Source organism: Thiocapsa sp. (genome assembly GCF_018399035.1).
Classification (GTDB): Bacteria; Pseudomonadota; Gammaproteobacteria; order Chromatiales; family Chromatiaceae; genus Thiocapsa.
In genome coordinates this window covers 1,368,967-1,392,854 of record NZ_CP073760.1, presented here as the reverse complement: position 1 = coordinate 1,392,854, position 23,888 = coordinate 1,368,967, and the positions used below count along the sequence as shown (strand labels likewise).

Here is a 23,888-nt window from a genome sequence, read left to right as displayed (position 1 = left end):
GTGGCCAAGCTCCTTCATCGTTATCGCCAAGGACTTTTTTTGTGGAAACAGCTTCGGCCATTCTCCGCCTTCCGGCTTTCGCTGGCGGAGATGATCCGAAGGCTAATAGATAAGGATGCTGTTGTCAGTTACTCCCAGGCTGGGGAGGATCGCTTGATCGAGCAAATTCTCTTTCAATTTGCCGAATATGATCGGGAGCGCATTTATGTTGATGTCGGTGCCAACGAGCCCATTCGAAAATCAAATACATTCAGGCTATACGTACGTGGATGGCATGGTCTCGCGATTGATGGCAATGATGAGATCGTCCGCAGGTATCAAAGAAACAGACCGCGCGACCTTGCGATCTGTGCAATTGTATCAAAGGAGTGTCGTGATGCAACGTTTCAAATCATGGCCGACCCGGCCTTATCTCGAATTTCAGGGCCAGATGCTGTAACAGAAAATACTAACATTATCGAGTCACGTGCGCTTAGAACCACGACACTTGCCGCACTTTTTGAGCAGCATGGGATCCCGCACTATTTCGGCTTGCTTAATATCGATGTTGAGGGATCGGACTTTGATGTGCTGTCGTCCTTTGATATCAGCATCTATCGTCCGGCTTTGATTGTGATCGAGATGCATGATTTTGCCGTCGACACCGCAGGGAATAATCGTATTTTTGCCTACTTGGTTTCGGCAAATTACCAGATGGTCGCCTATGCTGGGCGTAATGGATTTTTTCTCGACCGTTCCGTGTATCCTGCGTCGCAACACTAAATTCCCTGTTGAGCTGAGCAATAGATGTGCAGAAATCCATGATGGTAATGCTCAAGTGGCTGTTTTATCCTGGGATCAATCTACATGCGCGTTTGCGTTATCACCGGCTACCGTCTCATTTCGGCTCGGGTCAACGGCAAGAAATATTGCATGTCCTAGACGCCGGCTCAGGCAACGGCATGCTCGCCTATCAGGCATGGAAGAAGGGCAACCAGGTAGTCGGGATCAGCTTCAAGTCCTCCGAGGTCGTAGGGGCCAGACGTCTCTTCAACGAGTATCTCCATATCCCAGACTCCGCGCTGAGTTTTATTGAAGGCAACCTTTACGTCCTGGATTTTCCGCCCGATTCATTCGACGAGATCATCTGCTCGGAGACGCTCGAGCATCTCCGCCGTGACGAGGCGGTCTGCCGAGACTTTTGGCGGCTGTTGAAGCCGGGCGGGGTCCTGCATCTGTGTGCGCCAAACGCGGAGCATCCCTACAATGCGACCTTTCCGCTGGACCTTGATGAGCGCGGTGGGCATGTCAGGCCAGGCTACACGCTGGAGACTTGGCGCGCCTTGCTTGAGCCGATCGGTTTTCGGATTCAAGCCTCGGAGGGGCTTGGCGGGCCGATCCGGCAGTTTTTCAACCGTCACATCAAGGAGACGCAGGCCAGGTTCGGTCCATGGGCAGGGCTGCCGATCTTTGCGGTGGCGCTTCTCTTTCTCCCGTTTGAGCGTCGCGAGGCCGAGTCACGTATGCCCTTTTCAATTTATATCCAGGCGGTCAAGCCAGGCTGATATCGCAATGGCAATGTACGCGCTGATCTGGGGAGCAACCGCTGGCGTGATTGTCGCGGGAGCTTTGTATGCCTTCTACTGCACGCGCGATGCTTTCCACCCAGCCATCATCGTCGCCGCTCCCCTCGCGTTCGTATACGGGATCTGGCCGTTTCTACTCAATCAGGACGGCGGGCTGGAGTCCCTGTTTGGTTCGCAAAGGTTAACCGATGTCGGTACGCTTTACTTGCTGTCGATGGGATTCTTGTATTTAGGAATCCTGCGATTTCCTAGGAAGCGGGTTCTGATGGAGATCCGTCGTCGCTCGGGGTTTGGTTCAAAGGTCTTTACGCTCGGTATGTCCGGTGTTTTTCGACAGCGTATTCTTTTTCTATCGGTTGCACTGGGTTTGGTATCCGTCATCGCGTATGCCTATGCGATCGACAATGTCGGGGGGCTAACGGCGGCCTATGGTCGGGCCAAGGGTGGTGGTCACGCCGGAAGCGGCTATGTCGGCGAGGCAGTTTTGCTTTCGTTTCCGGCGATCTTACTTCTTGCCATTGCTCGACAAGGCGCGCGACGCGTGCAGCCCGTCGACATTCTGCTCGCTCTATTGATGGCGATGCCACATCTTCTCCAGGGCACCCTTGGCGGCCGTCGCGGGCCGCTTTTTTTGGTCTTGGCTGTTCTTTTTTTAGCGTGGTTCATTGCCCGCGGCAGGCCGCCGTCGCTCAAGCTTGCAGGTACTGGGCTGGTGGTGATCGGGTTAATGGTGCTGCTTGTACATTCACAGCGGCAGCATTTGTATATCGGCGCCGAAGGAGAGTTCGATGCGTCTCGGATGATGAACACTTTGACACCGGAGGCGCTGGAGGGCAATGACTATGTTGCGGGTGTGGCGAGCGTTATCGTGAGTGATTACTACGGTGATTTTACGTGGGGGCGTGAGCATCTGATTACGCTTCTGATACGTCCGATTCCTCGTCAGATCTGGCCGAGTAAGTATGAGGATGCGGGAGCTTTTTTCGGTTATCTGATGGTTGAGGGGGGCGGGTCGTGGGTGAGTTATAGCGAGGTTCTTGGTTTTAGCCCGCCGCGGGGTTCTGCCACCGGATTCGTGGCCAATCTATATGGTAGTTTTGCGTGGGGTGTCCTTTTGGTTATGTTCCTTTTTGGCTGGGGGCTAGCGGCGCTTTGGAATCGTCACCGACTCCGCGGCGGTCTCTGGACGCTGTTGTTCGCGGAAGCGATGATCCTCAGCATCTACCTGCCGACACAGAGTTTTTCTGCGTTCTACCACCGGTTTCTAATCATGGCGGTCGTGACGACGATCCTCTGGCGGATTTGGGTTGATCGGGGCGGGCGTGCGAGCAGACCGCCGGGGTCTCGGGGTCGCTACCGGCCACTTCCGCCGTGGCAGGGATAAGGGTCGATGAGCATCTTGGTTCTTTGGGCCCGGTTCGGTGCCTACCATCTGGCGCGATTGCGTGGTCTGGCCGAGGTGGCCGGGGGCGTTGGACGGGGCGTTGTTGGGGTGGAAGTTGCGGGTCAGGATCACTACGGGTGGGACGTTTGCTCCGGTGCGGCCGGTTTCGAGCGGCGAACGTTGTTCCCGAATCAACGGTATGGCGACCTCGAAGTCCGGAAGATTCGGTTGGGTGTGCTTACCGCATTGGACACGACCAATCCGGATGTGGTGGCCGTGAATGGCTGGGGTGTGCCGGAGGCACGTGCGGCAATCGGGTGGTGTAGGCGCCGTGGTGTTCCGGCGGTGCTGATGTCCGAGACCAAGGCGGACGATGGTGGCGCCCCGCGCCGATGGTGGAAGGAAGCCGTGAAGCGCCGTCTGGTTGAACGCTGTGATGCAGCTTTGGTGGGTGGACGGATGCAGGCCGCCTATTTGGCCGACCTAGGCTTTTCCCGCGAGCGGATCATTTTGGGTTACGACGCCGTCGACAATGATTACTTTGCCAAGGGCGCCACGGCAGCTCGGGCTGATGCCGTGCGTTGGCGGGCCGAGACCGGCTTGCCGAAGCGTTACTTTTTTGCCTGTACCCGCTTGCTGCCACGAAAGAACGTCGATGGACTGCTGCGGGCCTACGCCGAGTATCGGCGCCGGTGCCGTGAGGTGCCATGGGATCTGGTGATCGCCGGGAGTGGGGAGGAGGCGAGTGCCTTGTTCGATCTGGAGCGACACCTCGGCGTGCACGGCGTGCATTGGGTCGGTTTTCTCCAGTATGAGCAATTGCCGATCTATTTTGGTTTGGCCTCTGCTTTCGTGCATCCGGCGAAGTCGGAGCCTTGGGGGTTGGTGGTGAATGAGGCCGCGGCCAGCGGTTTGCCGCTTCTCGTCGGGAGGACCGTCGGCGCGGCTTACGAGTTGGTGGGCGATGGTGATAACGGCATCCTGTTCGATGCCGGGCGTGATACGGATATCACGCGTGCGCTACTAGCGGCGGGCGAGGCATCCGCCGAGGCCCGTGCGGCCATGGCTGAGCGCTCCGTTGCGATCGTGGCCGAGTGGTCGCCGCGGCGTTTTGGCGAACAAATGATGGCGGCGGTGCGTGCTGCTGAGGTTGTGAGTCGATGATTCGCGCGGTGCTTCGTCGATTGGGACGAAACAAGACAATCTGGAAACGCCTTCCTCCCGACCTGGGCGGGGGGCGGGTTTGCTGCTCACCGGAAGCATTGTTGTCGGTTTGGAAGCCGGGCTGGCAATCCAAGCAGGCATTAGTTCTGTTCGACTGGGCGCGTCGGTATGTCCGTCCAGGGATGCATGTATGGGATGTGGGCGCCCATCAGGGACTTTTTGCCTTTGCTGCCGCGGCGGTCTGCGGGTCCAAGGGCGAGGTCGTCGCATTCGAGCCGGATCCTTATCTCGTGAATCTGATGGAGCGTTCGATCGCGACAGGCTCCCATCGGGGTGCTCCCGTGCGTGTGCTGCCGGTTGCAGTGTCGGACAAGCACGCCGTTGCGACATTCCTGATCGCAGCCACAGACCGCACCCTGAATCACCTGGCGACTGCCCAAGGTAATCCGAGGACTGGCGGCTCGAGGGCGTCTCGGCTGGTCATGGTCGCGACCATGGACTGGCTCTCGGAAGAACTGGTGCCGCCGGACTTGGTGAAAATCGATGTCGAGGGGGCCGAGGGCGCAACCTTAGGTGCTTCTTTGGCGCTGTTGAAGCAGCACCGGCCAGCGTTGATTGTGGAAGTTGCAGGGGAGAACATCGGCACGGTTGGTGACATCCTGCGAGAAGCCGATTACCTAATGTTCGATGTTGCCGACCCACGGAAGGGCCCGCTGACGAGTCCCGCTTGGAATACGCTTGCGGTGCCTCGCGAGTGTAAGAGCGAGTATCTGTGATGGATGACGGAGAGCCCATACCAGTATCCGCCGTGATACTCACGCTTAATGAAGCAGTCAATATTCACGCCTGCCTGAAAGCGATGCGGAGGGTCGACGATCTGATCATCGTCGATTCCGGAAGCTCCGACGACACCTTGGCTTTGGCGTTAAATGCCCGGCCTGATGTCCGGATTTATACTCACCCATTCCAAGATTTCGGCGATCAGCGGAATTGGGCATTGGATCATTGCGAGCCGCGTCATCCTTGGGTGCTGTTTGTCGATGCCGACGAGTTCTGCACGACGGAGCTCCTTAATGAAATTTCGACATTCGTAGATTTACCCGGCGAGGCGGTCGGGGGGTTCATCGCCGGTCGGAACTACTTTCTAGGACGTTGGCTTCGTTACTCGACGCTTTATCCGTCGTATCAGTTACGTTTGTTGCGACGAGGGGAGGTACGTTATCGGAAGGCCGGGCATGGTCAGCAGGAGGTAACCGATGGGCCCTTGCATTATTTGAGTGCAGGTTGGCGGCACGAGGGCTTCAGCCAAGGCGTGGCGCACTGGATTAGCCGGCATAATCGGTATTCGACGGAAGAGACGTCCAACATGCTCGCGCTTCGCAGCACGTCCCTCCGTTTCGCTGATTTGTTGGATCGCGATCCGGTGACGCGGCGACGCGCACTTAAAATCCTCGGGGCGAAAGTGCCGGGGCGGCCCTTATTTCGCTTTCTATACGTTTATCTTCTGCGTGGCGGGTTCAGGGACGGTGTTCCGGGTTTGATTTATTGCTCCCTCATTCTTGCTCATGCGATTCATATATCGGCGAAGCTTCATGAGAAACGATATCTCAATATACCTCACGGCTAGCGCCGGTTCTATCCGCTTGCGGCACCTCGGCAGTTGGTAGGACATGTGAGGCCGATGGTGCGCAGCTTCACGGTTGGACTTCGCTCTCGCTTGTCCACCCTGCAGGCCGGACTTAACAAAGAGGCAGTCGTGAGTTTTTCACTGAAACGCAGGCTCTATGAAACGCTTCCCTTTTCGTTCAAGCAGGTGATTGGAGGGTTGCCTTTCAATTGGGTGGCTGGACGTCAGTACCGTGAAACCTTCCGCCGCAACTCATGGGTTGATCGTGCGACGCAATCGGATTTGCTGGCGTATCAGTCCGAGCGACTCGGGCGGATGCTGCAGTTTGCAACTCAGCAAGTTCCCGCCTATGCTCGTTATCGCGCTGTCGTGCAGCGGCTTGCGCCGTTCGACGCATTGAGAGAGTTTCCTCTCGTCGATAAGGAAGAGATCCAGCAGAACTTTGCACAGTATCTGCCCGTGAGCTTTGAAAAGATACCGCATTACGAATGCACCACAGGCGGTACATCAGGCAATCAATTGAAATTCTACTTGGATGATTCCTCGCAGGCGGTTGAGACGGCCTTCATGCACCGCCAATGGGCGAGGGTTGGCTATACCCCGCGTTGCAGGAAGGCGACGTTTAGAGGAGTGCTTTTCCCGGATCTGGATGGAGATAGGTATTGGCAATACAACCCGATTTATAACGAACTGCAGTTCTCGCCCTTCCACATGAACGATGGCACTCTCGGCTTTTATGTGGATAAACTTATCGAATACCGTCCGAGCTATTTGCATGGTTACCCCTCTGCGATTGACGCGCTAGCAGAATATGTTATCCGCCGCAATCTATCCGGACTATTGGTTGGAGTTAAGGCGCTTCTATTAGGCTCAGAGGGTTGCTCGCAAGCGCAGCGAGCGCGGATCAAGAAGGCGTTTAGTGCACGCGTTTTCAGTTGGTATGGTCATAGCGAGCGTTTGATCTTAGGGGGTGAGTGCGAGTATGAGTCGACGTATCATCACTTGCCCGACTATGGCGTTTTGGAGATCATTGACGACGACGGTCACGCCTGTGAGCGAGAAGGAGAGCGAGGTGAGTTGGTTGGCACAAGCTTGCTGAATTATTCGATGCCGCTTATTCGCTATCGTACCGGCGACTACGCCAGGCGTCGTGCAGCGAATTGTGAATGTGGCAGAAATTGGGACCGGTTCGACGAAGTTGAAGGACGATGGAAGCAAGACATGATCATAGGTAGTAACGGTTCGAGAATATCAATTGCGTCGCTTAATATGCACGGGTCATTTTTCGACCGCGTAATTCGGTATCAATATCATCAAAGTTCGGACGGTAATTGTGAAATCAGAGTGATGCCAGCACCGGAGTTCTCTGATGAAGATCTTCGGCAGATAAAGCAGGCCTATGCCTTGAAAGTTGGTAAGGAATTAACCATTAGTGTTGTTTGCGTCGAAGAGCTTCCGTTGACAAAAGGTGGCAAGCTTCGAATGTTAGCATAGAGAGTCAACGTGGCTTAAATATCTGCACCAAAGTTCCCCGTTTGCGTCATCCTTACGGCAGAGACGGCAACCAATATGCATCCCCTCCAAATCCGCTTTTGCGACAAGGTAGCGGTCAGTCGCGATTCATTACAGAGGCTCTGAGATGACACTGCATTCACTTCGCTGGCGTGAACCCTATTGGATTTTTTTCATCTCGCTTGTCTATTTCGCATTGAATGCGTTAAGGTTGACGCGTGTGCCGCGGGTCTGGCAGGACGAGGTTCAGGATGTGGAGCCCGCGTTCAATCTACTGCTTGGACACGGACTGACTTCAGCTGCGCATCCATACATCGGATTCGGCGATTTTTTTTCCGGCCCGCCGCTGTTTTTTCTCATGCTGTGGTCTTGGATGGAAGTATTCGGCTTTAGTATCGAATCTGTTCGCTGGTTCGATGTGACCGTGGCGTGGGGAAGTGCGATCGCATTAGTCATCGCTGTACGCCGCAGCGGCCTTTTGAAGGAGAAGTATAGCCGGATTTCGTTTTTCACGGTCGTGCTCATGGGGGTGGCGCTGACTGGCGTTTACGCGAACACAAGATATGATCTCTCCGCGATCTTCGTGCTGTCGATTGCTGCACTCTTTTACAGTCACCTTGGTCGGCAAGGCAAGTTAGCGGCGGTGTTTGCATGCGCTGTGATCTTGCCTTTCGCAAACTATCTTGCACTTATATATTTTGGCTTTTTGGTGTTGACTTTGGCTTTTTATGAAAGATCCATGGCGAGGGATCTGATGCTGGCGGGCATTGCAGGCGCGATGACTGGTGTGATCCTACTCTTCGCGAGCTTTTATCTGATGGATGTCTTGGCTGGTTTTGGTACATCTTTGGTTCATGCGTCGACGAACTGGGGCAGTCTGACGACAAAGTTTACCAAAGGAATGGCGCTCGTATGGTCGGACCGATCGGCGTTTATTCTTATTGCGTTTTTTATTGTCTTTTTTATCGTTGGAGTCGCGGTCAACGATCGAGATACAAGGAATTTGGTTGTCGTTGGTCTCGGATTTTTGGTGCTGCTGCCGCCCGTGCTCTATGTTGCAGTTCATTATACCGGTTCCTATCGGTGGATGGCTTTTTTCCCCGCCTTTCTTGTTGCGCTAATGCTGGTGGAGCGAGTGCCTGATCGGTTTGTGAAGCCCCGCACCTACGTGTTGGCTTTGTGTGTCATCTTAATCATCCTTCCGGGTCTCCCTCGTTATGTCGCGTACGCATTCTTAGAATGGAAAGAATTGAACTATGACTTGGTCGAGGACTGGGTCATTTCGCGGGTCGAACCATCGGACACTATTTTGGTCGACGCCCCAGCGTATTATCCGGGTAAGCAGGCGGCTGGGTTTGCCTACGTCGGTTGCGGCCAAACGAGAATTCCAGCGGAGAAGCGAAACACTATCTCGAAGGCTTTTTTGGATCTTACGCGGCGTCAAGATCCAGTGGCTGAGTTAAAAGAACATCTGGGGGGTCATTGGGTGTTGGTAGATGAGTTGAAATTGGAACGTAGTGCGATGCGTTTGGCGTTGCCGCCTTATCCAAAAGAGCCTTATAGCTATCACGTTGGGTACTTCGTGCCCGGGGAGTAAGACTATGTCTGAACATGGTCGAACTACTGAGACTTCGTTGGGGTATGTTCAAAACCAGGAAGGCATTTACCAGCCTCCTTTTCATGTCGAACACCGCGACGACGAATACCCCGAAGACGGCTTTACCACCCTCTGGGCCATGCAGGAGCGCCATTTCTGGTATCGCGGACGACACCGCTTCCTGCTGCATGCCCTGGACCGGTATCGTCCGGCGAGCGCCGGTCCGCTGTCGGCCGTGGACCTCGGGGGGGGGGTAGGCGGATGGGTGCGCTACCTCGCCGACCGGCGTCCGGGACAGTATCGGCCGCTCGCGCTGGCCGACTCCTCGCGCACCGCGCTGCGCATGGCCGGCGGTGTGCTGCCCGAGGGGGTGGAGCGTTACCGGATCGATCTGATGAACTTGGGTTGGCGCGATCGCTGGGATGTCGCCTTTCTCCTGGACGTGATCGAGCACCTGCCCGACGACCTGAATGCGCTGCGCCAAGCGCGGGATGCGCTCAAGCCCGGAGGACTGCTGTTCGTCACCACGCCGGCCTTTCGACAGTTCTGGAGCTACAACGATGACTTGGCACACCACCTGCGCCGCTACACCCGCGCCGACTTCGCGCGCCTCGGCGAGCAGGCGGGTCTCTCGCTCTGCGATGCGCGCTATTTCATGTTCCTGCTGAGTCCGCTCTATTGGCTGGCACGACAGCACCGAGGGATCGACGGCATGAGCGAAGAGGACAAAACGGCGCTGCTGCACAAGACCCACCAGGTGCCCCCGGCGGCGCTGAACCTGCCGTTGACAGCCGTGTTTGCGGCCGAGACCCCCCTGGGGCACTGGCTGCGGTTTCCTTGGGGCACCTCGGTGCTGGGGGTATTCCGGAAATGATCTCTTTCGTCATGCCCGTCTACCGATCGGCGGAGAGCCTGCCGGAACTGCACCGGCGGATCACCGCCGTCTTCGACGATCCCGACCAGCCGATTGAGCTGGTGTTTGTCGAAGACTGCGGCGGTGATGACTCTTGGTCAGTGATTCAGCAGCTCGCGGCGACCGACCCGCGTGTGCGCGGCTTCCGTATGAGCCGCAACTACGGCCAGCACAACGCACTGCTCTGCGGTATCCGGGAAGCACGCGGCGAGATCATCGTGACGTTGGATGACGATCTTCAGCATCCGCCCGAGGAAATCCCGAAGCTCCTTGCGAAGCTGGAGGAAGGCTACGACGTCGTCTATGGACCGCCGGAGCGGGAGCAGCACGGCTTGTTGCGCGATCTGGCGTCCCAGATCACCAAGCTGGCGCTGGAAGGCGCGATGGGCGCGGCGAACGCGCGACAGGTCAGCGCGCTACGGGCGTTTCGGACACGGCTGCGCGATGCCTTCGCCGAATACCGCAGTCCGACAGTCAACATCGATGTGCTCCTCACCTGGGCGACAACCCGCTTTACAGTCGTGCGGGTCAGGCACGAGGCACGCAAGTTCGGCGAGTCGGGCTATACGCCACGCAAGCTGGTAAGGCATGCGCTGAATATGATGACCGGCTTCTCCACTCGACCGCTCCAGCTCGCTAGCTTGATGGGATTCGGCTTTGCGCTTTTTGGTTTGGCGATTCTGGCCTATGTGCTGATTCGATGGTTGTTGCAGGGCAGTGCAGTGCCGGGTTTTGCCTTTTTGGCATCCATTGTCGTGATCTTTTCAGGTGCCCAAATGATGGCGCTTGGGATCATCGGCGAGTATCTGGCACGGATGCACTTCCGCATGATGGAGCGGCCGCCCTTCGTGGTAAGTGAGCAAACCGTCAAATCGAGCACATGATGCATCGACCCCTGCTCAGTTTTATGCTGTCGACCCCGCAGTTACGACTCTCGGCGCGAGAGGCACCTTGGGACACAGCGGTTTACAGGGAACCGGTTGTTCAAGTCGAAGAGTTTGAGCTCATTGATCCGAAAGGTGCTATATCCGACTACACAGAGTTTCAGAGCTGGCTGGATGTCGAACGGATCAGCATCGTGGGCTGCCGTCTCGCGCATGAACAACTGAGGGAATCGATGTTCCTCGAAGCGCATGGGTTTCGCTTTGTTGAGATGGTGCTGCATCCGAGACTGGATCGGCTGCAAGGGCTAACTATCCCCGAAGACGATCTAAAGATTGCTCCAGCCGATACAACAGATCTCGCAAACTTGCAAGAAATCGCCGAGTGCGCCTTCGGTCACGAACGTTATCATGTGGATCCACGACTCGATCCCCGGCTTGGCGACAAGCGCTATGGCCGCTGGGTACGAAACAGCCATCATCATCCGACACAGCGCTTGCTCAAGGTATTGGACGGAGAGCGCTTGGTAGGCCTGTTCATCGTTGAAAGACAGGCGGACCTAACGGTGTATTGGCACTTAACCGCGATCGCACCTCAATGGCAAGGGCGCGGTTATGGCCGAAGGGTCTGGATGGCCATGTTGCATCATCATCAAGTCGAAGGCTTTGAAACCGTGACAACGACGATCTCCGCGCGCAATATCCCTGTGCTAAATCTTTACGCAAAGCTCCAGTTTCGTTTCATGCCGCCAGAGATGACCTTCCACTGGGTGCGCCCTTCATGAGGGTCAAGCGGCATTATCAGATGCTGCGGATCATCGCGGTCGTTTCTGTTTGGTGGCATTGCTGCAAGTAATGAAGAAAGACAAGAATTTTTTTGCTTTTAAAAGTTTCTTATCCATGAGAAGCATACGAAAAACGAACTTAGTCAACTTAGTCGTCCAAGCATTGCGATTTGGTATCGTCGGACTAGCCTCGAACGTATTGCTTTACATGCTCTACTTGATGCTGGTCAATCTCGGTGTTGACAGCAAAATAGTGGTAACAGTCTTGTACGTGATTGGATTGTCAATCACATTTTTCTTTAACAAACGATGGAGTTTTTCACACCAGGGTGAGTGGGATATTAGCATTAAACGCTACCTTCTGCTTTACGGATGTCTGTATCTCACAAATATCGCTGTACTTTGGCTGTTTGTTGATCTGTTGGCTCTTTCCCCTGCCATTATACAAGCCTTCGTGGTCCTATCCTTCATACCTGTGGTCTTTCTAGTGCAGCGATACTGGGTGTTCCCTCAAGGCACGCGATATGGTCTCTAGTGAGAAACAGATCAACGGTTTTCTCTCATGTCACAACTAACCTCAGGAATGCGAAGAACTCTTGGTCTTGCCAACGTCTATGATTTATTTCAGGACCAAGTCGGGGCGAGAAGGTTTCGGAAAATGTATGTGGCGTCCTACGTTCGCCCGAAACCAGGCTTGAAGATACTCGACATCGGATGCGGAACCGGTGCGATTCTTCCGTATCTTCCGAAAGCAACAGATTATGTAGGATTCGATTTGTCTTCCGAGTACATTCAATCAGCAAAGAAAAGGTATGGAGATAAAGGTGAGTGGCATTGCGCCCCTGTCTCTGAAATGAGTGTTGATGACTTAGGCACCTTCGATATCGTCATGGCAAACGGTGTCTTGCATCACCTCGATGACCCAGACGCAATGCGCCTCGCCGAGGTGGCATCCAAGGCATTGAAACCGAAAGGCCGTTTTTGTTCGTACGACGGCTGTTTCACTGCAAGCCAGAGCAAGATCGCACGGTACATCATCTCGAAAGATCGGGGCCTGAATGTTAGGGAACCCGAAGGGTATGTGTCATTGGTGCGGTCTTACTTTTCTTCTGTAGAACTGAGCATCCGGCACGACATGCTCAGAATCCCTTACACCCACGCCATCATTGTGGCGACGAACGGCTGACGGCAATGATTCCCTTCAACAAACCCCACCTCGGCGGCAAAGAGCTTTGGTATATCGCTCAATCCCACGCCAAAGGCCAAATGGCCGGGGACGGCAGCTTCACCAAACAGTGCCAAGCCTGGTTGGAGCAACGCACGGGTAGCCACAAGGCCCTCCTCACCCACTCCTGCACCGCGGCGCTGGAGATGGCCGCCATCCTCGCCGACCTGCAACCGGGAGACGAGGTCATCATGCCGTCCTACACCTTCGTCTCCACCGCCAATGCCTTCGCGCTGCGCGGCGCGGTCCCGGTGTTCGTCGACATCCGCTCGGATACGCTGAATCTCGATGAGCGCAAGATCGAGGCGGCCATCACGCCGCGCACCCGCGCCATCGCGCCGGTGCATTACGCGGGAGTGGGCTGCGACATGGACGCCATCATGGCCATCGCCGAGCGGCACGGTCTCTTGGTGATCGAGGACGCCGCGCAAGGCGTGCTGGCCAGCTATCGCGATCGCCCGTTGGGGGCCATCGGCCATCTTGGCGCCTTCAGCTTTCACGAGACCAAGAACATCATCTCCGGCGAGGGCGGAGCGCTGCTGATCAACGATCCGGCCCTGACCGAACGCGCCGAGATCATCCGCGAAAAGGGCACCAACCGCAGCCAGTTCTTCCGCGGTCAGGTCGACAAATACACCTGGGTGGACATCGGCTCCTCGTACCTGCCCGGCGAGATCATCGCCGCCTTCCTCTGGGCGCAGATGGAAGAGGCCGACGCCATTACCGCCCGCCGGCTGGCGATCTGGGAGCGCTATCACGCCGCCTTCGAGCCGCTCGAGCGCGCCGGCCGCGTGCGCCGCCCGGTGATCCCGGACGGCTGCGGCCACAACGCACACATGTACTACCTGCTGCTGCGCGACCTGGACGACCGCACCGCGTTTATCCAGGCGATGAAGGCCCGAGACATCCACTGTGTCTTTCACTATGTGCCGCTGCACAGCGCGCCGCAGGGCCGGATGATCGGCCGGGCGGCCGATGAGCTGCGGGTGACCACGGATCTTGCCGATCGACTGGTACGGTTGCCCCTGTGGTTGGGGCTGGAGGAGGAGCAAGAGCGGGTGATCGAGACGGCGCTGCGGGTGTTAACGACTTGATGATGAGAGAGCCTTTCATGTCTAATCGCGCCGCTGTCAATTTGACCCAACTGCTTGTCGGCGTGCCGTGAAGTTGGCCGTCATGTGGATTCCTTGCGGCGCCGATCAGTGGGGACGGCTGCACGGTCTAGCAGCCTGCGCGGCCGAGGGGCGCCAGGGAGTCGGGCTCAAGGCGGCCAGCCACGACCCTGATACCTGCCTGTGTGGAGCCGATTCTGATGGTTTGGCGCGCGGGACGCTGGTCGAGGACCGCTCTTACCAGCATCGCTCTTTGGGCGAGACCTGTACCGGGATGATCGCCGGGCAGGTGGCGCGCTCGGGAGGGATCAATGCTGATCGGGAGCCCCGGCGGTTTCGTGAGGGGATGCCGGCGGCTGTCACGGCGACCAGGAAGCGGCACTGAGGCTATGCAGATCCTCCATATCATTCGCGGTCTCGCGAACTCATCCGGAACAACGCACATCGTGGTGCCCCTGAGCGAGGCGCAGGCTCGGCTGGGCCATGCGGTGACGGTGATGCATGTTCGCAAGGGGGCCGAGCCCTTGGTGGAGCCGGATCCGGCCCTGGTGGCGAGCCGCTGCTTTTCAGAGTCACCGCCGATGGGTCATCTGGGGCCTTCGCTGGGCTACGCGCGGGCGCTGCGCCACGAGATCGCCGGCTTCGACGTGGTGCATCTGCACGCGGTCTGGAACTTTCCGACCTGGTACGGCATGCGCACGGCGTTGCGGGCGGGGGTGCCCTACATGGTCGCCCCGCAGGGCTCTCTGGAGCCTTGGGCCTTCGGGCACGGTCGGGCGTTGCGGCGGCTGTGGGCGCGTTGGCTGGAGCTGCCGCTGCTGGCGCGGGCGACCCGGTTGCAGGCCCTGACCGAGACCGAGGCGTCGCAGATGCGGGCCTTCGGTCTGGAGGTGCCGGCGGCGATCATCCCGAACGGGGTCGGGACGGATTGGCTGGAGGGCGAGCGCGGGGATCTGGCGGGGCGTCTGGGCCTGCCCGCGGGTACACGCACACTTCTGTTTCTCTCGCGCGTGCACCCGAAGAAGGGCCTGGATGTGCTGCTGCGGGCCTTTGCGGCGGCGGCGCTGGAGGGTGTGGTGCTGGTGGTGGCCGGTGATGATGCGGGCTCGGGCTATGCCGGGCAGATGCGCGCACTGGCTGCCGAGCTGGGGCTGGACGAGCGCTGCCGGTTTATCGGCGAGGTGCGCGGTGAGGAGAAGCGGGCGCTGCTGTTGGGGGCGGACGCCTATGCGCTGACTTCGCATTCCGAGGGGTTGCCGGTAGCGGTGGTCGAGGCCATGGCGAGCGCGCTGCCGGTGCTGATCACGCCGGGGTGCAACATTCCGCAGGTGGCCGACGTCGGTGCCGGCCTGATCGTGCCGCCGGAGGTTGAGGCCGTGGCCGATGGGCTGCGGACGCTGTTCGCCGATCCGGCGCGGATGCGCGCGTGGGGCGAGCAGGGCCGGGCGTTGGTGCGGGAGCGGTTTACCTGGCCCGAGATCGCGCGGCAGACGGTGGAGGTGTATCGGGAGATGGTGGCGCAGGCTAGGGGTTGAGGGGTTGAGGGGTTGAGGGGTTGAGGGGTTGAGGGGTTGAGGCAGGGAGGCACTGAGGCGCTGAGGCAGGGAGGCAGGGAGGCAGTGAGGCCAGCAGTTCCGAATTTGCGTCAGCCCGGACAGCGACCCACTCCCGGGACCGCCGACTTCAGTCGGCGAGAAATGCCGCGGACCCGGCACCCCTCTGAATCCGGAGCGCCTTCGCCTCGCGCCGACTGAAGTCGGCGGTCCCCGGGGGGCGCGCCGGCCGTTTTTGGGTCGCACTTGGGATTGCTGCCGCAGGGGCTTACCAGGCGCGATTTATCATTATCGGTTGGTCGAGGGTTGTGTTGCGATCGTACGTGTTCATCACGGCCGACAGGATCCTCGCCGCCACATCCGCTTGCGTTTAACGCATTGAGTTGGGATCGCAGTGAAACAAATCCTCCAGAATCTTAAAGACGGCAGCACCGAGCTTGCCGAGGTGCCGTGCCCGCGTGTCGGACGCGGGGCGGTGTTGATCCGGACCACCCGCTCGCTCATCTCCGCGGGGACGGAGCGGATGCTGGTGGATTTCGGCAAGGCCAATCCGCTGGAGAAGGCGCGCCAGCAGCCGGACAAGGTGCGGCAGGTGCTGGAGAAGGTGAAGACCGATGGGCTGGTTCCGACGATGGAGGCGGTTCGCAATAAGCTGGAGCAGCCGTTGGCGTTGGGCTATTGCAATGTGGGGGTGGTTGTTACCGTGTGGCGTCCAACGGCAAGCATGCCGAGATGGTGAGCGTGCCGGTCAATCTGTGCGCGCGGATCCCGGACGCGGTGTCGGATGAGGCGGCGGCCTTTACCGTGATCGGGGCGATTGCCTTGCAGGGCATCCGGCTGGTGGCGCCGACGTTGGGCGAGGCGGTGGTGGTGACCGGGCTCGGGTTGTACTCGTTCCCAAGCTCCGAGATTGTGAAAGAATTCGCCGTAGGCCGGGGTGAGGAACGAACCCCTGCATCCGCGGATTTGCAACCGGTTGAAATGCCGGGGTTCGCAAGCTCACCCCAGCCTACGCCATGCTGTCTTTCGGCCCATCGCAGGAATATTTGCACAGTCTCTCCGCTTGGGAACGAATAGAACGAGGGGAGCCGATATCGCTGGCGATGCAAGGCGGCGACACGACGAGGATTGCTGAATGACGATGACCAATCTTTACGAGCACGACATTCATGCCTGGACCCAACAGACCGCGGAGTTGCTCCGGCAACGCCGATTCCAGGAGTTGGACATCGAGCGTTTAGTCGAGGAGCTGGAAACGATGGGGCGTCGCGATCGCCAGGAGTTGGTCAGTCGGCTGAAAATTCTGCTGGGGCATCTGCTCAAATGGCAGTACCAGCCAGCGCATCGGTCCAGTTCCCGGCGAGGTTCCATCCTGGAGCAAAGGCTACGCATACGCGACCTGCTTCAGGACTCTCCCAGCCTCAAGCCTCTGTTCGCAGAGGCCGCCGCGTCCGCCTATCGAGATGGCGCGACATTGGCGAGCAAGGAAACCGGCTTGTCGGAGGCGCACTTCCCCGAGGCGTTGCCTTACGCGCCGGATGGTTTGCTGGAGGACGATTGGTTGCCTGGAGATGCCTGACATGCCTCCGCATCCCCTCGCTGAATCCGACCTCAATCCCTTGGCGAGTCACATCCTTTTTTATCGGTCGGTCGAGGCTTGTGTTGAGACCTTAGGCGATTTCCGGGAATGATCATCCCGGCCGTGCGTGTTGCCAATGCTTACCGGGCGACTAAAGTCGCCCCTACATGTTGGTCGATGCTTTCCCGGAAATCACCTAAGCCTGTCGCAGTCACCGAGGATCCCCGACTCACCCACATCCCCTGCTTGGCAGATGTCTACGAGTTTCCGGGATTCGCCTCTCGTGTTCTGCACGGCCGACAGGGTCCTCGCCGCCACATCTGTTCGCGTTTTACGCATTGAATCGGGATCGCAGTGAAACAAATCCTCCAGAATCTTAAAGACGGCAGCACCGAGCTTGCCGAGGTGCCGTGCCCGCGTGTCGGACGCGGTGCGGTGTTGATCCGGACCACCCGCTCGCTCATCTCCGCGGGGACGGAGCGCATGCTGGTGGACTTCGGTAAGGCCAATCCGCTGGAGAAGGCCCGCCAGCAGCCGGATAAGGTGCGGCAGGTGCTGGAGAAGGTGAAGACCGATGGACTGGTGCCGACGGTGGAGGCGGTGCGCAATAAGCTCGGGCAGCCGCTGGCGTTGGGCTATTGCAACGTGGGGGTGGTTGTTGAAGAAGGCAGTGAAGCAGGGAAGAAAGGCAAGGAGGCACTGAGGCAGAAAGGCACTGAGCAGAGCGGCGGGGAGCCCTTAATGCCTCAGTGCCTCAGTGCCTCAGTGCCTTCTCCAGTGCCTTTCCGCGTAGGCGACCGTGTCGCGTCCAACGGCAAGCATGCCGAGATGGTGAGCGTGCCGGTCAATCTGTGCGCGCGGATCCCGGACGGGGTGTCGGATGAGGCGGCGGCCTTTACCGTGATCGGGGCCATCGCCTTGCAGGGCATCCGGTTGGTGGCGCCGACGTTGGGCGAGGCGGTGGTGGTGACCGGGCTCGGGTTGATCGGGTTGATGACGGTCCAGTTGCTGCGGGCGCACGGGTGCCGGGTGTTGGGCATCGATATGGATCCGACGAGGCTCGCGTTGGCGCGGCAGTTCGGCGCCGAGACCGTGGATCTGTCGGCCGGACAGGATCCGGTGGCGGTGGCCGAGGGCTTCTCGCGGGGGCGCGGGGTGGATGCGGTGATCATCACGGCCGCGACCCGCAGCAACGAGCCGGTGCATCAAGCCGCGCTCATGTGTCGCAAGCGCGGGCGGATCGTGCTGGTGGGGGTGGTTGGGCTGGAGCTCTCACGGGCTGATTTCTACGAGAAGGAGCTGAGTTTTCAGGTCTCCTGCTCCTACGGGCCGGGGCGCTATGACCCGCTTTACGAGGAGCAGGGGCAGGATTATCCGATCGGCTTCGTGCGCTGGACCGAGCAGCGCAACTTCGAGGCGGTGCTGGACATGCTGGCCGACGGGCGGCTGGATGTGGGGCCGCTGGTCTCGCATCGGTTTGCGTTGGCGGATGCCGAGCGGGCTTATGCGGTGGTCGGCGGTGCCGAGCCCTCGTTGGGGATTGTGCTGGAGTATCCGGGTGGGGATACGGGGCGGTTGCTGGAGCGGACGGTTGGTTTTGGGGAAGACGGGGAGGGGGTAGAGAGACGGCAGCTTGCACCCGCGCGCCGAGACACGCAACTCGCTCCCACGCTCCGCGTGGGAGTGTCGCCGGGGCGCTCCGCGTCCAGCAGCCCGGCAGTCAGCTTCATCGGCTCCGGCAACTACGCAACCGGCGTACTGATCCCCGCCTTCAAAGCCGCGGGCGCGCGACTGGTCGCAGTGGCCTCCAGCGGCGGGGTGAGCGGGGTGCATGCGGGCAAGAAGTTCGGCTTCGCGCGTACCACGACGGATACGGAGGCGCTGTTTGCGGATCCGGATTCCGATGCACTGGTGATCACGACCCGGCACGATAGCCATGCGCGGATGGTTCTGCAGGGCTTGGCGGCGGGGAAGGCGGTGTTTGTCGAGAAGCCGTTGTGTTTGACGTTGGGGGAGTTGGATGAGATCAAGGCGGTGGTTTCCCCCTCTCCCCCGGCCCCTCCCCCGCGGGGGGGGGGGAGGGGGCCCGATCGCGCATGCTGCTTCTGGTCCTCCCGCCTTTTCCGCCAATGGAGCCTTGGGGAATGAACGGGGCGGACGTGGGATACCGCCTTTGCTTATGGTCGGCTTCAACCGACGGTTTGCGCCGCAGGTGCAGAAGATGAAGGCGCTGTTGGCGGGTGTGACCGGGCCGAAGGCGTTCGTGATGACGGTGAACGCGGGGGCGATCCCGGCGGATCACTGGACGCAGGATCCGGCGGTGGGCGGCGGGCGCATCGTCGGCGAAGCCTGCCACTTCATCGATCTGCTGCGGTTTCTGGCCGATGCACCGATCGCTCGCGTCGAGGCGTTGGCGATGGACTCGGCCACGGGTGATTCAGTCAGCATCAGCCTGAGCTTTTCCGACGGCTCGATCGGCACCGTGCATTACCTCGCCAACGGCAGCAAGGCGTTCCCGAAAGAGCGGCTCGAGGTCTTCGCCGCCGGGCGGGTGCTGCAACTGGACAACTTCCGTCGCCTCGTCGGCTTCGGCTGGCCCGGCTTCAAGTCCATGAACCTTTGGCGCCAGGACAAGGGACAGCGTGCCTGCGCCGCCGCCTTCGTCGAAGCGCTGCGCAACGGCGGGCCGGCGCCGATTCCGTTGGAGGAGATCCTGGAGGTCAGTCGGGTGGCGATCGAGGTCGCGCAGCCGTAAGCGCCAGCACGCTTGCGAAGGAACTTGAAAAACCACATAGCCATACCGAGGACGGTATGAAATACTCTCGCGTCAGCGCCTACAGCATGAGCATCCATGAGGATGCTGAAAAAGATCTCGAGGCGCTGTATCAGGTCGACGAGGAAGGGGCCGCCGGTATCGACGTCTTTCTGGAGGAAGCGGCGTCATCTCAGACGGTGCTTGATCACCTCTTGGAAAATCGATACCGCAGCTACGATGCGGGGTTCGACTTCGAGGTGCGTCGCTGGGAGAGCCTGTGGAAACACTATGGTCTTTGGCGGCTTCGGCTGTTCGGCTTTCCGGGTGACGCGGCGTCTTATCGTGTCATCTACGCTTTTCATGGCAAACAACGGCGCTACTACATCCTGGGCATCGTGCCGAGGGATTTTGACTATGACCCCAAACACCCATTCACTCAGCGAATCATCAACGCCTACCAAGCGCTTGGAATCCCCTGAGTTTGTCCGTCGAATCATAAGCGGTGATCCAACGACAGCATCGGACAAAAGCTTCATGCGTTTGGAAGCATCGTTCGTTCATCCGCCTCAGCCTTCAGGTTATCGATCGATCGAGGAGCGGTTGGCCGAGGCTGAAACGAATCCGAAGCGTTCTAGGGCGCTGGCTAACGCACGCGGGCGCTTGGCAAAAACGTTATATCCCGATGGGTCATTGGCGGCACTGCGGATGCGTGAAGGGCTCTCTCAGAAAGAGTTGGCACAACGGATCGGGACGTCGCAGTCGCGATTGTCGCGCATAGAAGCCGGGTTGGACGATCCGCTGCTCTCGACTGTACGAAAGCTTGCGGTGGTGCTCTCCGTGGATGTTAATACCATTTCCGATGCTGTTGCCGCCAAGCGCGAGACGCAGTCATGATCGGACGTCAGCTTGAGGTGATTTACTGCGATGACGTTCGCCAGGAAATCGGCAACAAGCAGAGCTTCATCGGCGTTTATCCCGGCGATCTTATTATTTCCGGATCGCTACCGGTGGTACTCCCCAAGCTCTGCTTGGTTTCAACGCTGATCCTGCCGAGGAGCGATGAGGTTGCGTCGGCGCGAATCCGGATCATGCAGGGTGACCAATGTCTGCTCGAGTCGGATGGATTACTGCCGCCGTCTGAAGAAGTCAAGAGCACCAACCCTGAAGAGGTACTCGAAGAACAACTGCTTCGGATCGCGTTGGTAGTGGTCCTGTCTCCATTTCAGGTGGATGAGGAAACGGTTTTGCGCGTGGTTGCCGAGGTGGACGGCGCTGAGTTGGTTAGTCGTCCCTTGCGCATCAGACGGGCGAGAAGCGATTGATCGAGACGCTGAAGGACCATCCGCGTACGAAGCGAGTCGATGAACCTCTGACTGCAAAAGCGTCCGCGACGCCCGTCTTCCCACTCAGACCATGAAGTCATTCCCTATGCTGATCGACATCATCGCGGGCGCACGCCCGAATTTCATGAAGATCGCGCCCATTATCCGGGCGCTCGAGGCCAGGAAAGCAGCGGGCGGAGCCTTGCGATACCGTCTGGTGCATACCGGCCAACACTACGACCCCCGCCTGTCGGGGGCTTTTTTTGAGCAGCTCGGCATTCCGCAGCCGGATGTGAATCTGGAGGTCGGGTCCGGAACACAGGCCGAGCAGACGGCGGCGATCATGACCGGTTACGAGCGGTTGTTGCTCGATGCGCGCTCCGATCTCTGCCTGGTGGTGGGGGACGTGACCTCGACCATGGCCTGCGCGATCGCGGCGCAGAAGCTGTGTGTGCCGGTGGCGCACGTGGAGGGCGGCATTCGCTCCGGCGATTGGACCATGCCGGAGGAGATCAACCGGATGGTGACGGACGCCATCACCAATTGGTTCTTCACCACGAGCGAGTTCGCGAACGCGAATCTGCGCAAGGCCGGGGTCGGGGAGGAGCGGATCCTGTTCGTCGGCAACACGATGATCGACACCCTTCTAGCCAACCTGGATCGGTTGCAGCCGCCCGCGTTCTGGAGTCGGTTGGGGTTGCAGGCGGGGGAGTATTTCGTGGTGACCCTGCATCGGCCTGCAAACGTGGATACGGCCGATGCGCTGACCCTGATGCTGGCGGCGATCGCCGAGGGGACGCGCGGTCTCCCGGTCATCTTCCCGGTGCATCCGCGCACCGCCAAGACCCTGAAGGAGCTGGGGGACGTGCCCGCGAGCCTGCATCTGGTCGAGCCGCAGCCGTATCTGGAGTTCAACTATTTGGTGAAGCACGCCAAGGCGGTGATCACGGACTCCGGGGGAATCACGGAAGAGACCACGGTCATGGGCGTGCCTTGCATGACGCTGCGCGATTCCACCGAGCGACCCGAGACGGTCAGCATCGGCACCAATGCGTTGATCGGCACCGACCCCGCCAAGCTCGGTCCGGCACTGGATCGGCTGTTTGCAGGTGATTGGCAGAGAGGCGAGATCCCCGAGCTGTGGGACGGCCACACCGGCGAGCGCATTGTCTCGGCGCTTGAAACGCTGCTTACGCCATGATCCCGGCCGGAAGCAGCTGAGAGGCCCCACGCTCGCCCATCCAAGCGGCTGCCGGGCGGTAGGGGCGTGTCGGGGCGTGTCGGGGCGTGTCGGGGCGTGTCGGGGCGTGTAGGGGCGACTTTAGTCGCCCCCTCGCTCCTGCGGCTTAGTTTCCGGGCGACTAAAGTCGCCCCTACCCCTACCCGGAGCTCGCTCCCACGCTCCGCGTGGTCGGAGCAGGCACCTCGTCTGGTGGGTTCCGCGGTTTCGGCGGCAGGGACGCGGAGCGTCCGAGGCGGCTCCCACGCAGAGCGTGGGAGCCAGATCCTAATCCCGGCCGGGAGCAGCTGAGAGGCCCCAGGCTCGCCCATCCAAGCGGCTGCCGGGCGGTAGGGGCTTGTCGGGGCTTGTCGGGGCGGTAGGGGCTTGTCGGGGCGTGTAGGGGCGTGTAGGGGCGTGTAGGGGCGACTTTAGTCGCCCCCTCGCTCCTGCGGCTTAGTTTCCGGGCGACTAAAGTCGCCCCTACCCCTACCCGGAGCTCGCTCCCACGCAGAGCGTGGGAGCCAGATCCGAGATGGCGGATCAGCCGAGCTCATCCAAGCGGCTGCCGGGCGGTAGGGGCTTGTCGGGGCTTGTCGGGGCGTGTAGGGGCGTGTAGGGGCGTGTAGGGGCGTGTAGGGGCGTGTAGGGGCGACTTTAGTCGCCCCCTCGCTCCTGCGGCTTGGTTTCCGGGCGACTAAAGTCGCCCCTACCCCTACCCGGAGCTCGCTCCCACGCAGAGCGTGGGAGCCAGATCCGAGATGGCGGATCAGCCGAGCTCATCCAAGCGGCTGCCGGGCGGTAGGGGCTTGTCGGGGCGTGTAGGGGCGTGTAGGGGCGTGTAGGGGCGACTTTAGTCGCCCCCTCGCTCCTGCGGTTTGGTTTCCGGGCGACTAAAGTCGCCCCTACCCCTACCCGGAGCTCGCTCCCACGCAGAGCGTGGGGGCCAGATCCGAGATGGCGGATCAGCCGAGCTCATCCAAGCGGCTGCCGGGCGGTAGGGGCTTGTCGGGGCGTGTAGGGGCGTGTAGGGGGGCGACTTTAGTCGCCCCTCGCTCCTGCGGCTTGGTTTCCGGGCGACTAAAGTCGCCCCTACCCCTACCCGGAGCTCGCTCCCACGCTCCGCGTGGTCGGAGCAGGCACCTCGTCTGGTGGGTTCCGCGGTTTCGGCGGCAGGGACGCGGAGCGTCCCGAGGCGGCTCCCACGCAGAGCGTGGGAGCCAGATCCGAGATGGCGGATCAGCCGAGCTCATCCAAGCGGCTGCCGGGCGGTAGGGGCTTGTCGGGGCGTGTAGGGGCGTGTAGGGGCGTGTAGGGGCGACTTTAGTCGCCCCCTCGCTCCTGCGGCTTGGTTTCCGGGCGACTAAAGTCGCCCCTACCCCTACCCGGAGCTCGCTCCCACGCAGAGCGTGGGGGCCAGATCCGAGATGGCGGATCAGCCGAGCTCATCCAAGCGGCTGCCGGGCGGTAGGGGCTTGTCTGGGCGTGTAGGGGCGTGTAGGGGCGTGTAGGGGCGACTTTAGTCGCCCCCTCGCTCCTGCGGCTTGGTTTCCGGGCGACTAAAGTCGCCCCTACCCCTACCCGGAGCTCGCTCCCACGCAGAGCGTGGGGGCCAGATTCGGGGGGTGAAGCGTGAGCGCCGGTTGGGCGCTGGTGCGTGTGAGCGAGTTAGCTCCGGATGGGGCTGTCTCTGAA

Annotated in this window: 24 protein-coding genes; all 24 read left to right on the top strand. The window is 59.8% G+C overall.

What is annotated here, in order from left to right; translation table 11 throughout:
• A complete protein-coding gene (locus KFB96_RS06380; protein ID WP_213465554.1) occupies nucleotides 1–762 on the top strand; it encodes an FkbM family methyltransferase in 762 nt (253 codons plus the stop codon).
• Nucleotides 763–908: 146 nt separating this feature from the next.
• A complete protein-coding gene (locus KFB96_RS06375; RefSeq protein WP_213465556.1) occupies nucleotides 909–1,544 on the top strand; it encodes a bifunctional 2-polyprenyl-6-hydroxyphenol methylase/3-demethylubiquinol 3-O-methyltransferase UbiG in 636 nt (211 codons plus the stop codon).
• Nucleotides 1,545–1,557: 13 nt separating this feature from the next.
• Nucleotides 1,558–2,949 carry a hypothetical protein gene (locus tag KFB96_RS06370; protein WP_213465558.1) on the top strand — a complete coding sequence of 464 codons (1,392 nt, stop codon included), beginning with the start codon at nucleotides 1,558–1,560 and terminating at the stop codon, nucleotides 2,947–2,949.
• A 6-nt stretch (nucleotides 2,950–2,955) separates the two neighbouring features.
• Complete coding sequence (locus tag KFB96_RS06365; protein ID WP_213465560.1) at nucleotides 2,956–4,113, top strand: glycosyltransferase; 1,158 nt, start codon at nucleotides 2,956–2,958, stop codon at nucleotides 4,111–4,113.
• Nucleotides 4,110–4,889, top strand: a complete 780-nt coding sequence (locus tag KFB96_RS06360) for an FkbM family methyltransferase (RefSeq protein ID WP_213465562.1) — start codon at nucleotides 4,110–4,112, stop codon at nucleotides 4,887–4,889. The genes KFB96_RS06365 and KFB96_RS06360 overlap by 4 nt, the downstream gene beginning before the upstream one ends.
• Nucleotides 4,889–5,740 carry a glycosyltransferase family 2 protein gene (locus KFB96_RS06355; RefSeq protein WP_213465564.1) on the top strand — a complete coding sequence of 284 codons (852 nt, stop codon included), beginning with the start codon at nucleotides 4,889–4,891 and terminating at the stop codon, nucleotides 5,738–5,740. The genes KFB96_RS06360 and KFB96_RS06355 overlap by 1 nt, the downstream gene beginning before the upstream one ends.
• A gap of 54 nt (nucleotides 5,741–5,794) precedes the next feature.
• On the top strand, nucleotides 5,795–7,234 hold the full coding sequence (locus KFB96_RS06350; RefSeq protein WP_213465565.1) for a hypothetical protein: 1,440 nt from the start codon (nucleotides 5,795–5,797) through the stop codon (nucleotides 7,232–7,234).
• 145 nt (nucleotides 7,235–7,379) lie between these two features.
• Complete coding sequence (locus KFB96_RS06345; RefSeq protein ID WP_213465567.1) at nucleotides 7,380–8,849, top strand: hypothetical protein; 1,470 nt, start codon at nucleotides 7,380–7,382, stop codon at nucleotides 8,847–8,849.
• 37 nt (nucleotides 8,850–8,886) lie between these two features.
• Nucleotides 8,887–9,723, top strand: a complete 837-nt coding sequence (locus KFB96_RS06340) for a class I SAM-dependent methyltransferase (RefSeq protein WP_213465569.1) — start codon at nucleotides 8,887–8,889, stop codon at nucleotides 9,721–9,723.
• The gene (locus tag KFB96_RS06335; protein WP_213465571.1) at nucleotides 9,720–10,646 is read left to right on the top strand and encodes a glycosyltransferase family 2 protein; all 927 of its coding nucleotides are present in this window, start codon (nucleotides 9,720–9,722) and stop codon (nucleotides 10,644–10,646) included. The genes KFB96_RS06340 and KFB96_RS06335 overlap by 4 nt, the downstream gene beginning before the upstream one ends.
• Nucleotides 10,646–11,428, top strand: coding sequence for a GNAT family N-acetyltransferase (locus KFB96_RS06330; RefSeq protein WP_213465573.1), 783 nt, complete (start codon nucleotides 10,646–10,648; stop codon nucleotides 11,426–11,428). Before KFB96_RS06335 ends, KFB96_RS06330 begins: the two co-directional genes overlap by 1 nt.
• A gap of 70 nt (nucleotides 11,429–11,498) precedes the next feature.
• The gene (locus KFB96_RS27425) at nucleotides 11,499–11,963 is read left to right on the top strand and encodes a GtrA family protein (protein WP_367115071.1); all 465 of its coding nucleotides are present in this window, start codon (nucleotides 11,499–11,501) and stop codon (nucleotides 11,961–11,963) included.
• Between the two features lie 27 nt (nucleotides 11,964–11,990).
• On the top strand, nucleotides 11,991–12,614 hold the full coding sequence (locus KFB96_RS06320; protein ID WP_213465577.1) for a class I SAM-dependent methyltransferase: 624 nt from the start codon (nucleotides 11,991–11,993) through the stop codon (nucleotides 12,612–12,614).
• A 5-nt stretch (nucleotides 12,615–12,619) separates the two neighbouring features.
• Nucleotides 12,620–13,747, top strand: a complete 1,128-nt coding sequence (gene rffA / locus KFB96_RS06315; RefSeq protein ID WP_213465579.1) for a dTDP-4-amino-4,6-dideoxygalactose transaminase — start codon at nucleotides 12,620–12,622, stop codon at nucleotides 13,745–13,747.
• A 407-nt stretch (nucleotides 13,748–14,154) separates the two neighbouring features.
• Nucleotides 14,155–15,300 (top strand): glycosyltransferase, encoded by a 1,146-nt coding sequence (locus KFB96_RS06310; RefSeq protein WP_213465581.1) that lies wholly within the window; start codon nucleotides 14,155–14,157, stop codon nucleotides 15,298–15,300.
• Between the two features lie 412 nt (nucleotides 15,301–15,712).
• Nucleotides 15,713–16,057, top strand: coding sequence for a hypothetical protein (locus KFB96_RS06305; RefSeq protein ID WP_300971343.1), 345 nt, complete (start codon nucleotides 15,713–15,715; stop codon nucleotides 16,055–16,057).
• A 2-nt stretch (nucleotides 16,058–16,059) separates the two neighbouring features.
• The gene (locus KFB96_RS26420) at nucleotides 16,060–16,395 is read left to right on the top strand and encodes a hypothetical protein (RefSeq protein WP_300971342.1); all 336 of its coding nucleotides are present in this window, start codon (nucleotides 16,060–16,062) and stop codon (nucleotides 16,393–16,395) included.
• 58 nt (nucleotides 16,396–16,453) lie between these two features.
• Nucleotides 16,454–16,897, top strand: coding sequence for a DUF29 domain-containing protein (locus tag KFB96_RS06300; protein ID WP_213465582.1), 444 nt, complete (start codon nucleotides 16,454–16,456; stop codon nucleotides 16,895–16,897).
• Between the two features lie 354 nt (nucleotides 16,898–17,251).
• Nucleotides 17,252–19,045, top strand: a complete 1,794-nt coding sequence (locus KFB96_RS06295; RefSeq protein WP_213501822.1) for a bi-domain-containing oxidoreductase — start codon at nucleotides 17,252–17,254, stop codon at nucleotides 19,043–19,045.
• 31 nt (nucleotides 19,046–19,076) lie between these two features.
• Nucleotides 19,077–19,652 (top strand): hypothetical protein, encoded by a 576-nt coding sequence (locus KFB96_RS06290; protein ID WP_213501820.1) that lies wholly within the window; start codon nucleotides 19,077–19,079, stop codon nucleotides 19,650–19,652.
• Between the two features lie 56 nt (nucleotides 19,653–19,708).
• Nucleotides 19,709–20,131 carry a hypothetical protein gene (locus tag KFB96_RS06285; protein ID WP_213465586.1) on the top strand — a complete coding sequence of 141 codons (423 nt, stop codon included), beginning with the start codon at nucleotides 19,709–19,711 and terminating at the stop codon, nucleotides 20,129–20,131.
• 55 nt (nucleotides 20,132–20,186) lie between these two features.
• Nucleotides 20,187–20,546, top strand: a complete 360-nt coding sequence (locus KFB96_RS06280) for a helix-turn-helix transcriptional regulator (protein WP_213465588.1) — start codon at nucleotides 20,187–20,189, stop codon at nucleotides 20,544–20,546.
• Nucleotides 20,543–20,974, top strand: a complete 432-nt coding sequence (locus tag KFB96_RS06275; protein ID WP_213465590.1) for a hypothetical protein — start codon at nucleotides 20,543–20,545, stop codon at nucleotides 20,972–20,974. The genes KFB96_RS06280 and KFB96_RS06275 overlap by 4 nt, the downstream gene beginning before the upstream one ends.
• A gap of 106 nt (nucleotides 20,975–21,080) precedes the next feature.
• A complete protein-coding gene (gene wecB, locus KFB96_RS06270; protein ID WP_213465684.1) occupies nucleotides 21,081–22,175 on the top strand; it encodes a non-hydrolyzing UDP-N-acetylglucosamine 2-epimerase in 1,095 nt (364 codons plus the stop codon).
• Nucleotides 22,176–23,888: the final 1,713 nt, after the last annotated feature.